Genomic DNA, 12625 nt, shown 5'->3' on the forward strand with positions numbered 1-12625 from the left:
AGGCCGTTACGCGATCAGGCGCTTTTCCATGAAAAGGCTCAGCGGGTCCGGCTGATACGAGCCGAAAGGCTCGATCTCAAGATATCCATACTTCCTGTAGAGGCCGATCGCCTCCGGCTGGTAGATGCCTGTTTCCAGACGGATTGCCACGAGCCCTTTTTCCCTGCCAATCTCTTCCAGCCGGTCCATCAGCCGGCTTGCGACCTTCAGTCCCCTCGCCTCCGGATCGACGAACATGCGCTTGATCTCGGCCGTTCCGTCGCCCGCCTCGACCAGCGCGCAGCAGCCGACGATCTCGCCGCCATTACGCGCCACGAGGAAGCTCACGGATGGCTTCTCGAGCGTGGAAATATCGACAAGGTGATTGCTTTCAGGCGGATACAGTGACTGAGCATAGGCATCCGAGAGATCGAGAAGGCGGATGACGCCATCCTGACGCGGCGGTTCGAGGGCAATGGTGACGGACATTTTCACTCCAGTTCCTGTGAAGGCCACGCAATTTTTGTTTGGCTGACGATGAGTTGGTGGCCTTGCCTTCATTCCGTTGAAATTCAGCTTTCGAAGATGATGGCACGCTCAATAGCCATGGAGGCAGAATATGCAAGCCGTCCTCATCGCCATGACGATCCTCGGTTGCGACGATTCCGTCAGCCAATGCAATTACGTCGCCACGGTGGACAAACACTGGGAAACCGTCGTCGCCTGCGATGCCGAGGCCGAGCAGCGGCTGAAGACCTATGCCAATGCCAGCTATCCGACAGTCATCGCCGTCTGCGAAGCGCCGAAGTCGCTGGCCGCTGCCGAACCGCCTAAGCCGGCTCCTAGCCTGGAACTTGTCGGAGCGCCCGAGTTGACGAAACAGCGGAATGGTCTCGGCGGTTTTGTGGACAATATTGCTGGGCGCGTTCGCGCCAATTTTCCGTCCGGCCAGGATGTGAAAAACACGCTGACCAAGCCGCTGCATTTCGTCTCCGCAAGCTATTCCTGGGCCGCAGCGCGGTTTGCCGATTAGGCGGCCGCAAGCGACGCATAGACGCGAGCCGAACGGCGTTGCTCGGCCACATGCAGCTTCTCCACGATGTCGAGCAGTTCGCCAACGGCATCGTGCTGCCCTATCCGGCTATCGAATCTCTGGAGCAGACGCCCACATATGCTGCCGAGCACCGAGGCCGGTGTTCTACGCGACGCATCACGCCATAGGAGCGTCGCTTCCACGAATATGATGCTGATATCGCGCGGCAGGCCGGCGGATTCATAGAGCGCGCGCACCGCGTGCATACGGCCGGTTGCCAGAATGGCCCGCACGCGGCGATCGCTGCAGCCCGACAGATTGACGATGGCGCAGGCGAAGAACTCCACCTTGCCGCTGCAGAGCGCATGCATAAGAAAGGATGGCGTCAGCCGGTCGTTCAGGCGGAGATGTTCGACGAGGTCAGGAACCTCGATCGGCGCGATGTCGCCCGCAATGGAAACGATTGCCGCTTCCGTCGCCTCACGGCTGATGCGCTGCAGCCTCTGCAGGCCGATCGCAGCCTGTGCCAGCGGCAGGCCGACGAGTGCATTGCTGACATGCTGGGTCAGAAGCTGGCGTGCATCGGCCGGCAGGTCGTTGCGGTCGAGAAGCAGGTTTCTGATATCGCTGACATCGCCAAGCCGTTCGGCGATGCGCTTCAGCGATTGGGCGGAGATCGCAGCACCATCATTTTCCAGCAGGCAGAGAACTTCATCTTCGTCACCGACTTCCGCAAGAGCTGCCGAGACCGGACGGTTCACCTGGGCGCGCGCCGCAATCAGCATGCGCGTTGCGCCGCTGCCGCGTGCTGCGAGGTCGACGAGATCGGCATCCGTCAGCAGTGGCGAGCAGGTCACCGCATGGCAGGCGATCTCAGGCTGATCCTCGGCGAGTGAAAGGATGATGTTGCGTGGCGCCTGCGGCGCCCAGGCGATCGCTTCGGCGAGCGCAAGTCGCACACGCGGCGACGGGTCATCGAGCAGATAGGTCATCGCCTTTTCAGCCGCCTCGCGCCGCTCGTCTGACATTTCGGATCTGAGATAGACTCGTCCAAGAGCATTTGCAGCGGCCGCCCTATCAGCGGCCTTGGCCGTTTCGGCCCAACGAAGAAATGCCTCAATGATCACGACCACGCCCCAGCACTGGACGCGATTCCCTCGCGTCCTACTCAATACGAGGACGGTAGCCGGAAAAAGTTTATGATTGGTTCACCATATCCGTTAGGATTTATCCGCCCTTACGTGGCAGCTGTCAGACTTTCGGCCTGAACATTTCGAAGACGTCGCTGCCCTCGCAATAATCCATATAGCCCATGCGTGCGACCGGCCGCGCCAATGCCGCATCGAACCGGCCATCTCTGATGATGGCTTCATCGATATGGATGCCGATGACCTGCCCGAAAACGAAGACATTTTCGGTCGCCTCACCAGACAACGTCTTCGGCTCAATGATCTCGGTCACCCTGCATTCCAGCACGGCGAAAGCCTCGGCCACATAGGGCGCATCGATCAATTCCGCCCGCTTTGGCGTCAATCCGGCGAATTCGAATTCGCTCGTGCCATAAGGCAGGGCGGCTGAGGTAAGGTTCATCTTTTCCGCCAGATTGCGGCTGACGAAATTGCAGGTGAAGACGCCGGTTTCCCTGGCGTTTCGCTGGCTGTGCTTGTGCCCGCTCGACGAAAACATCACCAGCTTCGGCTTGTCGGCGACCGCGTTGAAGAAGGAATAGGGTGCGAGATTGATCGACCCGTCCCTGCCCTTGCTGCCGATCCAGCCGATCGGGCGCGGCGCGACAATCGCCTTGAAGGGATCGTGCGCCAGTCCGTGCTGGTTAGTATCCGTCGTATAGAACATCACACTTCGCCGCCGACCCAGGTGACCGTCTCGGTCAGCTCGGGGCGTGGACGCTCGACGGGCGGGAACGTGCTGGAGCCGATATGGATGAAGCCGGCAACCTTCTCACCCGGCTGGACGCCGAGCAGCGGATAGGCGCGCTCGTCATAGGCAAACCATTCCGTCAGCCAGTTGGCGACATAGCCATGCGCATTGGCAGCCAGGATGACGTTGAGGCAGAGCGCGCCAGCCGACATGATCTGCTCCCATTCGGGGATCTTGATATGCGGGCCGGCCTTGCTGACGATGCCGACGACGACGGGCGCACGGGTAAAGCGGGTGCGCTCCACCTGGATCATTTCCTCGGAAAGGTCTGGCTTGGCTTCGAGTGCGAGCTTCAGCAGCTCTCCGCCGAGCCGTACGCGCTCTTCGCCGCGATAGACGATGAAGCGCCAGGGGGCGAGCTTGCCGTGATCGGGAACGCGCGAAGCAAGGCGCAGGATTTCTTCGATTTCAGCTCTTTCCGGTCCCGGCTCACACATCTGGAACGCGGGGATGGAGCGGCGCACGGCGAGATAATCGATCAGCTTGATGTCGGATTTCATACGGGAGAAACTCTCATTTGTATGCAGAGGGTGGCCATAGGTCTTGAATTTGCCATGGCATTGGTCTTGAAGTGGACTCTGCGATTTCAGAAGTCAATCGGTTCACGAACAGGATGTTTGGCATTTTGCCTTTTGCACGGATCGGCCTTGCTATTGCGCTTCTCATGCTGACGCCGTTTGGCGCTGCTGCTCAGGATGCATTCAAGGAATTCAAGCAGCTTGAATCGACGCCGAAAATGCCGAAGCTCAACGCGTTCATCGCGCCGGGTTCGACACAGGAAGGTGTCCGCCTCCGCGACGTTTCGTTGGAAGCCAAGCTCACGGCCGATGGTGCGCCTGTCGAGGACGGGCTTACCTGGTATGTATTCAGCCCAGTCGCCGGAACCGATGGCAAGCTGCCGCTTATCGCCAGCTCCAAGGGCGGCTCGGCAGCCTTCCAGCTCGCTGCCGGCGATTATTTCGTCAACGTCTCCTTCGGCCGCGCCGGCGTGACGAAGAAGCTGACGGTGCCGGATGATGGCCGGGTCGACAAGCAGGTGATGGTGCTCGATGCCGGTGGCCTGCTGCTCAATGCGGTTTCCGGTTCCGATGTCCGCATTCGCCCGGATCAGCTGAGCTTCTCGATCTATTCTGCCGAGGTGCGTGACGACGGCGAGCGCGGCCTCGTCATGGCCGACGTGCCGCCGAATACCGTGGTTCGCCTCAATGCCGGCACCTACCACATCGTTTCCGAATACGGCAATGTCAACGCCAGCATCCGCGCCGATATCCAGGTCGAGGCCGGCAAGCTCACCGAAGCGACCATCCAGCACAGGGCTGCACAGATCAATTTCAAGCTCGTGTCGGAAACGGGCGGCGAAGCGATTGCCGATACCGCCTGGTCGATCCTGACGGCGGCAGGCGATAGCGTCGGCGAAAGTGTCAGCGCCTTTCCGACCATGGTCCTGTCTGAAGGCGAGTATACGGCTGTCGCCCGCAACAAGGACAAGATCTACCAGCGTGACTTCACGGTCGCTGCCGGCGTCAATACTGATGTCGAAGTGCTGATGAAGGACCAGCAGGCTCAGCAGCCGATTGCCCCTGCTGCCACGGCCCTGCCGTCGGGACAGACTGCGGCGGCACCCAAGGGCGTGCCCCAGCCGGGCGGCACCATCCCACCGCAGCAATCCCTGCCCTCATACGACGATCTTCAGAACAACAGCGACGGCGACAGCCTCGACTGACACCGCCTCTGCAATATCGGGAAATTTCAGCTTGCGCGCTTGAGGAAGGCCTTCTTCCTCGGCGCCATCGAGAAGACGGCGTCAAAGAGACGGGCGAGCAGATCCTTGCGGTCGCTGCCGCTGCTCAATTCTTCGAAGGACAGGACCTTGCCGACATGCGCCGTTATCGTCGTGCCGGAAAGGCGGCGGAACTCGCGGATGAGCAGCGACAGGCGCAACGTCATCGAGACGCGGCTGGCAAGATGGAAGAGACGACCGTTCTGGCCCTCGAAATAGATCGGCAACACACTGGCACGCGCCGCCTGGATGAGCTTTGCCGGGAACATCTTCCACGGCAGGTCTTCGGCACGGCCGAAGCCTTTCTTGGCGGTGGCGACACCACCAGCTGGAAAAACGACGATCGTCGTGCCTTCCTTCAGGAGGCGAACCGCCTCGTGCCGGCTCTTCATGTTCATCGCCATCGCTTCCTTGGTCTCCTCGAAGGAGATCGGTAGCGAGTAAGGCGCCATTTCTGGCACCTTGAGAAGATCGTTATGGATCAGCACGCGGAACGGGCGGCCGAGCTGTTCGGCAAGCGCCAGCACCGCAATGCCATCGCCGATGCCGAAAGGATGATTGGCAACGATGACGATCGGCTCGGCCGGCACCGGCTCCAGCGGCCAATTGCCCTTCACGCTGATCTCGACATCGATGAGGTCGAGCATCTTGCCGAAGACGCGGTCGCTCTTACCGACGATATCAGAGCGCCAGATGTCATAGAGCCGCACGTAACGGTCACGGCCCGAAAGCCCCTCGATGGAGCGGATGAGCCATCGCTTCAACCGTGGATCCCGTTCGTTCGCGTAGGAAAGCTCTTTGAAGCGCACTGAATGCTTGTCGGGATGAACCCGTCCCTGTTTGTGGCGGCTATATAACGGTTACATGTCGCATTTCTGACAGCGCCCGGCCGGCGCTGTCATTGTTCAGAAGCGATCGATCAGGCAGCTTTCGCCTTCTTTGCCTCGAGCTTGCGACGGATATCGGGCGGTGTTGCCTCCAGGGCAAGGCTTTCGATCGCCGAATCGAGCGACATCGACGTCTGTTCCTGGCTGCCGAGGCGGCGGATATTGACCGTGCGCTCTTCCGCTTCCTTCTTGCCGCAGACGATGATGACGGGAACTTTCGTAACGGAATGTTCGCGGATCTTGTAATTGATCTTCTCGTTGCGGAAGTCGGTCTCGACATGGAGGCCGGCGTCTCGCAGCGCGTCCGCCACTTCCTGGCCGTAGCTATCAGCTTCGGACGTGATGGTGGCGACGACGACCTGCAGCGGCGAAACCCACAGCGGCAGATGGCCGGCGAAGTTCTCGATCAGGATGCCGAGGAAGCGCTCCATCGAGCCGCAGATGGCGCGATGGATCATGACAGGCTGCGTCTTCTCGGAATTGCTATCGATATAGAAGGCACCGAAACGTTCCGGCAGGTTGAAGTCGACCTGCGTCGTGCCACACTGCCATTCGCGGCCGATGGCATCCTTCAGCGTATATTCGAACTTCGGCCCGTAGAAAGCGCCCTCGCCCGGCAGAATGCCGGTCTTGATACGGCCTTCGGATTGCGCCTCGATCGTCTTCAGCACATCGGTCATGACTGATTCCGCCCGATCCCAGAGAGCGTCCGTGCCGACGCGCTTGTCCGGACGAGTGGAAAGCTTGACGACGATTTCCTTGAAGCCGAAGTCTTCGTAGACCGACAGGATCAGGTCATTGATTTTCAGGCATTCGGCAGCCATCTGCTCGTCGGTGCAGAAGATGTGCGCATCGTCCTGGGTGAAGCCGCGTACGCGCATCAGCCCATGCAGCGCGCCCGACGGCTCGTAGCGATGCACGAGACCGAATTCGGCGAGACGGATCGGCAACTCGCGATAAGACTTCAGGCCATGCTTGAAGATCTGCACGTGGCCGGGGCAGTTCATCGGCTTCAGCGCAAATACGCGGTTATCCGCTTCCTTGTCTTCCGGATGCGTCATGGCATGTGCCGATTTCACGGCGAACATGTTTTCCTGATACCAGCCCCAGTGACCGGAGGTTTCCCAGAGTGCGGTGTCGAGCACCTGCGGCGCGTTGACTTCCTGATAGTCGACGGCGAGCCGCCGGCGCATGTAGGCGACGAGAGTCTGGAAAATACGCCAGCCCTTGCCATGCCAGAACACGACGCCCGGGCCCTCTTCCTGGAAATGGAACAGGTCCATTTCGCGGCCGAGCTTGCGGTGGTCGCGCTTTTCGGCTTCCGCCAGCATGTGCAGGTAGTTGTCGAGATCGGCCTGATCAGCCCATGCCGTGCCATAGATGCGCGACAGCATGGCGTTGTTGCTGTCGCCGCGCCAATAGGCGCCGGCAACCTTCATCAGCTTGAAGGCGGTACCGATCTGGCCGGTGGAGGCCATGTGCGGGCCGCGGCAAAGGTCGAACCATTCGCCCTGATTGTAGATCTTCAGATCCTGCCCTTCGGGAATGGCGTCGACGAGCTCGACCTTGTATTGCTCGCCCTTGGAGGCAAAAACTTCCTTGGCCTTCTCGCGCGACCAGATCTGCTTGGTGAAGGGAGCATTGCGAGCAATGATCTCCTTCATCTTCTTTTCGATCTTCGGCAGATCGTCCGGCGTGAAAGGCTCGTTCTTGGCAAAGTCGTAATAGAAGCCGTTCTCGATCACGGGGCCGATCGTCACCTGCGTGCCGGGCCACAGTTCCTGCACGGCTTCGGCCATCACGTGTGCGGCGTCATGGCGGATGAGTTCCAGAGCGCGTGGGTCCTTGCGCGTGATGATCTCGATCTTGCCGTCGGTGACGGCATCGGAAAGGTCGCGCACGGTGCCGTCGATCGCAATGGCGACGGCACTCTTGGCAAGCGACTTTGAAATGGATTCGGCGACATCCTTGCCGGTCGCGCCAGCCGGGAAGCTGCGGACCGAACCATCGGGAAATGTCAGGGAAACGGATTGGGACATCGAAATTCTCCTTGTCCAGTCCCGCCAACGAATGCGGGTGGTTGAAACGGAAGCGTCATCCGCTCGGGAATGCGCTGCCGCCTGATACTGATATTTGGTGCCTGAGTAAAGGAAAAGGCGCTAGACCACCATTTCGAAAAGCCCGCGCACCGTGTTCCAGTTGCGCAGCGTGCCGACACCCATGCGTTTGGTGCTAAGTGCTGACAGCAGCTTCGATTGGCTCGGTTTGCCGTGGAAATCAATCCAGAGATCGCAGCCGATCAACTCCATCCGCTGCCCTTCGGAAAGAAGCGGCTTCAGCGCTTCGACTTTTTGCGGATCGATCGGCAGTCTGTTGACGCGCACGATCACCTGGTCGCCCTTGCCGTCCTTGAACGGATTGGCGCTGCATAGGGCCATCCATGTGCATTCGCTGCGCACGATGATATCGACATGCTTGCCGAACTTTTCCTCGAAGGCCTCCTCGAGGCGTTCTTCGACTTCATGTGGCCGCACCTCATCCGCCTCGAAGACGAGATTGCCGGTCGAGACCAGCGTGCGCGGCTCACGATAGCCGAGTCCTTCGGCAAGCTTTCGCAGATCCTCCATGATCACGCGACGCTCGGATGTCAGGACAATACTGTGCAGAAGTGCGATAAAGGTGCTCATGGCCGCCAGAATTCCTCCGCTCCCTCAGGAAGGGTTTTCAGCAGGCGTTCCAGTGCCGCTGCATCAATATGTTTGCGTAGAACCGTTGCCACATCGCGTATCGCGGTATCGGGAGAAAAGTTGTGGTCACCGCGCAGTGACTGTGCTTCGCGCGTCATGATTTCGCGGTCTTCAAAGGAATGCTTAGTCTCGTCAGGATTCCAGTCGGCGACGAAGATTGCACGCAGCACCGGAGGTAATATGTCGGCGAACCGCAGGGCATCGGCAGTATCGAGCCGGCGCCGGAATGTTTGGAAGACACCCTGCGTCATCGTATAGACGACATTCCGGCTTTCGATCAGCGTGTGCCTTCTGACGTCGTCGAGATAGCGCTCGAAATCTTCGGAGGCACGCCTGTATTCGCCGGGTATCGTCATGGCACCTACCCCGCTTTGCGCCCGAGTGCAAAATAGCGCCAGGGCGTAAACCAGCGGAAGCGCAAGTCGAGACTGTCAGGAACTGGGTCAAGACCGCTCGTCCCTCCCGGCCAGCAGCGGCCGACGCGAAAGAGCGTCATCCAGCCGCCGGCCCAGAGCCCGTGGCGGGCGATAGCCTCATAGCCATATTCGGAACAGGTGGGGATATGCCGGCAGGAGTTGCCGACGAAGCCGGAAAGCGTCAGCTGATAGAGACGAATCAGCCCCATTCCGAAAAGGCGGTCCGGTGTCTTGCGGAAAGGTCCGCGGTAATTGCGGGAAAATTTCTGCCGCGGCGCTGGACGAGGCTTTGGTGCCGCCGCCCCACCCTCTTCTTCCTCTTCACGCAGCAAGCAGAATTCGCACATGGTTCACGCCTCGACGGCTTCGGCGCGGCGAGCCTCGATCTGGCCGATGGCGTCGACGACCGCGTCGAAAGTCAGCATGGTGGAGGCGTGACGCGCCTTGTAATCACGCACGGGGAGAAGATAGCGCATATCGGCAAATCGTCCATCCGGCCCCTCGCCGTCTGCTTTCAGCATGGCGAGCATATCTTCGCGCGCCTTGCGCACTTCGCCTGATGTCGCGCCGACGACGTGGCGGGCCATGATCGAGGAGGAGGCCTGGCCGAGCGCGCAAGCCTTCACATCATGTGAAAAGGCGCTGATCGTATCGCCGTCCATCTTCAGCCAGATGCGTACTTTCGAGCCGCAGAGACGGGAATGTGCCTGTGCGCTCGCATCGGCGTCTTCAAGCGTTCCAGTCAGCGGAATATTGCCGGCAAATTCGAGAATTTTGCTGTTATAGATATCATCCATGACGGATTTGGCTCCAAAACGCCTGAAACGACGCTAATTCCTATGTGATTGTCGTGTAAACAAAAAACACACAGTCTCACGACAGAATACTTACATAGCCGGGTCGTCTTCCTATATGTATGTCGTTCGAGGGCCATGAAAATGCAATGGCCTCTGATGAGATTGATTGGGAAACCGTGCCGGAAGGGTTCGAGGAAGGAGCCTGGAAAGCCCCGGAGCCTGCCAGGTGCAAGAATTCCCTCTTGGGGTACCAGTGGCTAGTCCGAATACGGTCCGCGTTGCGGGCCAGGAGACCATTGAATATGGACGCCATCGTCAAGAATTTTCCGCAGACCGCCCGTGAAACCAATCGCCCCTCCCAGCAGGAGGCAGAGGATGCCGTTCGCGTCCTGCTACGCTGGGCTGGCGACGATCCGGAACGTGAAGGCCTGCTGGATACGCCTGCCCGTGTCGCCAAGGCCTATCGCGAGCTCTTTGCCGGTTACGAAATGAGCCCCGAAGATGTGCTCGGCCGGACCTTCGAAGAGGTTGCCGGCTATGACGACATGGTGCTGGTGAAGGATATCCCCTTCTTCTCCCATTGCGAACATCACATGGTGCCGATCATCGGCAAGGCGCATGTCGCCTATATGCCTGACGGTCGTGTTCTCGGCCTTTCCAAGATTGCCCGCGTCGTTGAAATCTATGGTCGCCGCCTGCAGACGCAGGAGACGATGACTTCGCAGATCGCCAAGGCCATCGACGAAACGCTGCGTCCGCGCGGCGTCGCCGTCATGATCGAAGCCGAACATATGTGCATGGCCATGCGCGGCGTTCAGAAGCAGGGCTCGACCACATTGACGACAACCTTTACAGGAACGTTCAAGAGTGAACCGGCCGATCAAGTCCGATTCATGACAATGGTAAGGGGCCGCTGATACCGGCTCCCTCAGGAAGGCCGCCATGAGTGAATTGATTTTCAATCAGCCGTCGGAAGACAAATCCGAGCTGGAGGATGCCGGCGATTTTACGCCGCGCTTTGACGATCGCGGCCTGATTACGGCTATCGTCACCGATGCCGGCGACGGCGAACTCCTTATGGTCGCCCACATGAATGCGCAGGCTTTGGCGCTCACCATCCAGACCGGCATCGCCCACTATTTCAGCCGCTCGCGCGGCAAGATCTGGAAGAAAGGCGAAACCTCCGGCAATCTCCAGACCGTCAAGGAAATCCGTACGGATTGCGATCAGGACGCCATCTGGCTCAAGGTGGAGGTTGCCGGCCACGACGCCACCTGTCATACCGGCCGCCGCTCCTGCTTCTACCGCACAATTACGCTCGAAGATGGAAAGCCGATGCTGACCATCATCGATGACGATCTGCACTTCGACCCCAAGGATGTCTACGATAAATAGCCCGAATCCCGGCCGCCTGCCCCTTATTGCGACACAAGTCGCCTCTATGTACAATTTAGTAAGGGTTCGGGGCGACTAATTAGCAATCCGAGTGTTCTGCCGGGAGGGAGGAACGCCATGCTGGGCTGGAATATGCACCGTCAAAGCGCCGAAGGCGGTAGTTCCGGCACGGCAGCGCTTCAGGATACGGCCATTCCCCCAGTTCAATCCCCATCCGAAAAGAAAGCAAAGCTCGCATTGGCGCTCGGCGGCGGGGCTGCACGCGGCTGGGCACATATTGGCGTGCTGCGCGCGCTCGATGAGGCCAAAATCGAAATCGGCATGATTGCCGGCACCTCGATCGGCGCGCTCGTCGGCGGTTGTTATCTGGCCGGCAAGCTGGACGAGCTGGAAGATTTCGCCCGTTCGCTCACCATGCGCCGCATCGCAAGCCTTCTCGATCTGACGATCGGCGGTTCCGGCCTCTTCGGCGGAATGCGGCTGACCAAGCGCATGCAGGAACATCTGGAAGGCCTGACGATCGAGGATCTCGACCAGCCCTTCGTCGCTGTCGCCGCCGAAGTCAACACTGGGCACGAGGTCTGGATCGCCAACGGCTCGCTGATCACGGCCATCCGCGCATCCTATGCCCTGCCCGGCATCTTCGAGCCGGTCCGCAGCAATAATCGCACGCTGGTCGATGGCGCGCTCGTCAATCCCGTGCCGGTTTCGGTCTGCCGCAGCTACGAACAGCCGCTCGTCGTCGCCGTCAATCTCAACTATGATCTCTACGGCCGTTCCGCCGTCGTGCGCCACAATGCCAGCCTCTCGCCTGCCGAGGTGCAGCAGCAGAAGAACGCGCCCTATGCTGCAAGGCTCGGCATGACCGGCGTCATGGTGCAGGCTTTCAACATCATTCAGGATCGTATTGCGCGTGCCCGCCTTGCCGGCGATCCGCCTGACGTTTCGCTGCAGCCGCGCCTGTCGGATATCGGCCTGTCGGAATTCCACCGCGCCGGGGAAGCCATCGAACGTGGCTATGAAGAGGCTCGGGCAAGGCTGCCCGAACTGCAGCGCATGCAGGAAATCTACGCCAGGCATCCCTGACGCCCAAGCAATTCCAGCAAAAGTGTGTAGCGGTTTTGCGTCCGGAATTGCGTAGAACAACGAGTTATTCAGCTTGCGATATAGGCCTTGATATCTTCAGCCTCGCGCTCGACTTCGGCGATGCGCGACTTCACGACGTCACCGATTGAGACGATTCCGACGAGCTTGCCGTTGGCTTCGACCGGTACGTGGCGGAAGCGCTTGCTCGTCATCAGCTCCATGAGCTCGTTGACCGAGGTCTGTTCATTGCAGCGCAACACCTTCGAGGTCATGACGGAGGAAAGCGTCTGGTCAAGCCCGTCCTTGCCGTATTTTGCAATGACATGCACGAGATCGCGCTCGGTGAACATGCCGGAAATCTTGTTTTCCATGCCGACAACGACGATCGCGCCGATCTTCTTCTTGCTGAGAATCGCTGCCGCTTCCGAGACCGTGGTGTTCGGCTCGGTGGTAACGACGTTGCGACCTTTCAGATCGAGTATTGCTTTGACGGAACTGGCCATTTGGACCTCCCATGGCGAAATGAAGCACTTCGGAAACACAGGCTCCGCGGCGGTCTCTCCTCCC

The 12625-nt window shown here is 59.7% G+C and carries 16 protein-coding genes; 5 read left to right on the forward strand and 11 right to left on the reverse strand.

All coding sequences use genetic code 11. The features are described from left to right. Positions 1-6: 6 nt before the first annotated feature. Positions 7-468, reverse strand: coding sequence for a GNAT family N-acetyltransferase (locus EV281_RS03525; protein WP_132651534.1), 462 nt, complete (start codon positions 466-468; stop codon positions 7-9). Positions 469-598: 130 nt separating this feature from the next. On the opposite strand from EV281_RS03525, the gene EV281_RS03530 reads away from it, so the two are divergent. Then, on the forward strand, positions 599-1012 hold the full coding sequence (locus tag EV281_RS03530; RefSeq protein WP_132651535.1) for a hypothetical protein: 414 nt from the start codon (positions 599-601) through the stop codon (positions 1010-1012). Here the strand turns inward: EV281_RS03530 and EV281_RS03535 are convergent. From EV281_RS03535 to EV281_RS03545, 3 genes are all read right to left on the reverse strand, one after another. Next, a complete protein-coding gene (locus EV281_RS03535; protein ID WP_132651536.1) occupies positions 1009-2139 on the reverse strand; it encodes a DUF2336 domain-containing protein in 1131 nt (376 codons plus the stop codon). The genes EV281_RS03530 and EV281_RS03535 overlap by 4 nt on opposite strands. A 124-nt stretch (positions 2140-2263) precedes the next feature. Continuing rightward, on the reverse strand, positions 2264-2866 hold the full coding sequence (locus tag EV281_RS03540) for a flavin reductase family protein (protein WP_132651537.1): 603 nt from the start codon (positions 2864-2866) through the stop codon (positions 2264-2266). Then, the gene (locus EV281_RS03545; protein ID WP_132651538.1) at positions 2866-3450 is read right to left on the reverse strand and encodes a nitroreductase; all 585 of its coding nucleotides are present in this window, start codon (positions 3448-3450) and stop codon (positions 2866-2868) included. Before EV281_RS03545 ends, EV281_RS03540 begins: the two co-directional genes overlap by 1 nt. A gap of 113 nt (positions 3451-3563) precedes the next feature. Between EV281_RS03545 and EV281_RS03550 the strand changes: the two genes are divergently transcribed. Then, positions 3564-4673 (forward strand): hypothetical protein, encoded by a 1110-nt coding sequence (locus tag EV281_RS03550; protein WP_132651539.1) that lies wholly within the window; start codon positions 3564-3566, stop codon positions 4671-4673. Between the two features lie 26 nt (positions 4674-4699). Here the strand turns inward: EV281_RS03550 and EV281_RS03555 are convergent, their stop codons facing one another. From EV281_RS03555 to EV281_RS03580, 6 genes are all read right to left on the reverse strand, one after another. Continuing rightward, complete coding sequence (locus EV281_RS03555) at positions 4700-5539, reverse strand: lysophospholipid acyltransferase family protein (RefSeq protein WP_132651540.1); 840 nt, start codon at positions 5537-5539, stop codon at positions 4700-4702. Positions 5540-5649: 110 nt separating this feature from the next. Continuing rightward, entirely contained in the window at positions 5650-7656 is a 2007-nt protein-coding gene (thrS, locus tag EV281_RS03560; protein WP_132651541.1) for a threonine--tRNA ligase, read from the reverse strand. A gap of 120 nt (positions 7657-7776) precedes the next feature. Further along, positions 7777-8304 carry a DUF1697 domain-containing protein gene (locus tag EV281_RS03565; RefSeq protein ID WP_132651542.1) on the reverse strand — a complete coding sequence of 176 codons (528 nt, stop codon included), beginning with the start codon at positions 8302-8304 and terminating at the stop codon, positions 7777-7779. Continuing rightward, positions 8301-8720 (reverse strand): DUF2267 domain-containing protein, encoded by a 420-nt coding sequence (locus EV281_RS03570; protein ID WP_132651543.1) that lies wholly within the window; start codon positions 8718-8720, stop codon positions 8301-8303. Before EV281_RS03570 ends, EV281_RS03565 begins: the two co-directional genes overlap by 4 nt. Before the next feature lie 5 nt (positions 8721-8725). Next, positions 8726-9127: a membrane protein insertion efficiency factor YidD gene (gene yidD / locus EV281_RS03575; protein ID WP_132651544.1), complete on the reverse strand. Its 402-nt coding sequence runs from the start codon at positions 9125-9127 to the stop codon at positions 8726-8728. 3 nt (positions 9128-9130) lie between these two features. After that, positions 9131-9577, reverse strand: coding sequence for an iron-sulfur cluster assembly scaffold protein (locus tag EV281_RS03580; RefSeq protein ID WP_132651545.1), 447 nt, complete (start codon positions 9575-9577; stop codon positions 9131-9133). 302 nt (positions 9578-9879) lie between these two features. On the opposite strand from EV281_RS03580, the gene folE reads away from it, so the two are divergent. The 3 genes from folE to EV281_RS03595 all read left to right on the forward strand — a co-directional run bounded on the left by folE (position 9880) and on the right by EV281_RS03595 (position 12058). Then, on the forward strand, positions 9880-10494 hold the full coding sequence (gene folE, locus EV281_RS03585; protein ID WP_132651546.1) for a GTP cyclohydrolase I FolE: 615 nt from the start codon (positions 9880-9882) through the stop codon (positions 10492-10494). A 25-nt stretch (positions 10495-10519) separates the two neighbouring features. Then, complete coding sequence (gene hisI / locus EV281_RS03590; RefSeq protein WP_132651547.1) at positions 10520-10972, forward strand: phosphoribosyl-AMP cyclohydrolase; 453 nt, start codon at positions 10520-10522, stop codon at positions 10970-10972. Positions 10973-11089: 117 nt separating this feature from the next. Then, complete coding sequence (locus EV281_RS03595; RefSeq protein ID WP_132651548.1) at positions 11090-12058, forward strand: patatin-like phospholipase family protein; 969 nt, start codon at positions 11090-11092, stop codon at positions 12056-12058. A 68-nt stretch (positions 12059-12126) separates the two neighbouring features. Here EV281_RS03595 and EV281_RS03600 read toward each other — a convergent pair whose 3' ends face one another. Beyond that, positions 12127-12561, reverse strand: a complete 435-nt coding sequence (locus EV281_RS03600; protein WP_132651549.1) for a CBS domain-containing protein — start codon at positions 12559-12561, stop codon at positions 12127-12129. Positions 12562-12625 lie beyond the last annotated feature (64 nt).

Source organism: Rhizobium sp. BK418 (assembly GCF_004341105.1).
Classification (GTDB): domain Bacteria; phylum Pseudomonadota; class Alphaproteobacteria; order Rhizobiales; family Rhizobiaceae; genus Rhizobium.

What these genes read in the sequence shown, in the direction of transcription:
- EV281_RS03525 (WP_132651534.1), bottom strand. Translation starts at nt 468, where the DNA reads ATGTCCGTCACCATTGCCCTCGAACCGCCGCGTCAGGATGGCGTCATC.
- EV281_RS03530 (WP_132651535.1), top strand. Translation starts at nt 599, where the DNA reads ATGCAAGCCGTCCTCATCGCCATGACGATCCTCGGTTGCGACGATTCC.
- EV281_RS03540 (WP_132651537.1), bottom strand. Translation starts at nt 2,866, where the DNA reads ATGTTCTATACGACGGATACTAACCAGCACGGACTGGCGCACGATCCC.
- EV281_RS03545 (WP_132651538.1), bottom strand. Translation starts at nt 3,450, where the DNA reads ATGAAATCCGACATCAAGCTGATCGATTATCTCGCCGTGCGCCGCTCC.
- EV281_RS03550 (WP_132651539.1), top strand. Translation starts at nt 3,564, where the DNA reads ATGTTTGGCATTTTGCCTTTTGCACGGATCGGCCTTGCTATTGCGCTT.
- thrS (WP_132651541.1), bottom strand. Translation starts at nt 7,656, where the DNA reads ATGTCCCAATCCGTTTCCCTGACATTTCCCGATGGTTCGGTCCGCAGC.
- EV281_RS03565 (WP_132651542.1), bottom strand. Translation starts at nt 8,304, where the DNA reads ATGAGCACCTTTATCGCACTTCTGCACAGTATTGTCCTGACATCCGAG.
- EV281_RS03570 (WP_132651543.1), bottom strand. Translation starts at nt 8,720, where the DNA reads ATGACGATACCCGGCGAATACAGGCGTGCCTCCGAAGATTTCGAGCGC.
- yidD (WP_132651544.1), bottom strand. Translation starts at nt 9,127, where the DNA reads ATGTGCGAATTCTGCTTGCTGCGTGAAGAGGAAGAAGAGGGTGGGGCG.
- EV281_RS03580 (WP_132651545.1), bottom strand. Translation starts at nt 9,577, where the DNA reads ATGGATGATATCTATAACAGCAAAATTCTCGAATTTGCCGGCAATATT.
- folE (WP_132651546.1), top strand. Translation starts at nt 9,880, where the DNA reads ATGGACGCCATCGTCAAGAATTTTCCGCAGACCGCCCGTGAAACCAAT.
- hisI (WP_132651547.1), top strand. Translation starts at nt 10,520, where the DNA reads ATGAGTGAATTGATTTTCAATCAGCCGTCGGAAGACAAATCCGAGCTG.
- EV281_RS03595 (WP_132651548.1), top strand. Translation starts at nt 11,090, where the DNA reads ATGCTGGGCTGGAATATGCACCGTCAAAGCGCCGAAGGCGGTAGTTCC.
- EV281_RS03600 (WP_132651549.1), bottom strand. Translation starts at nt 12,561, where the DNA reads ATGGCCAGTTCCGTCAAAGCAATACTCGATCTGAAAGGTCGCAACGTC.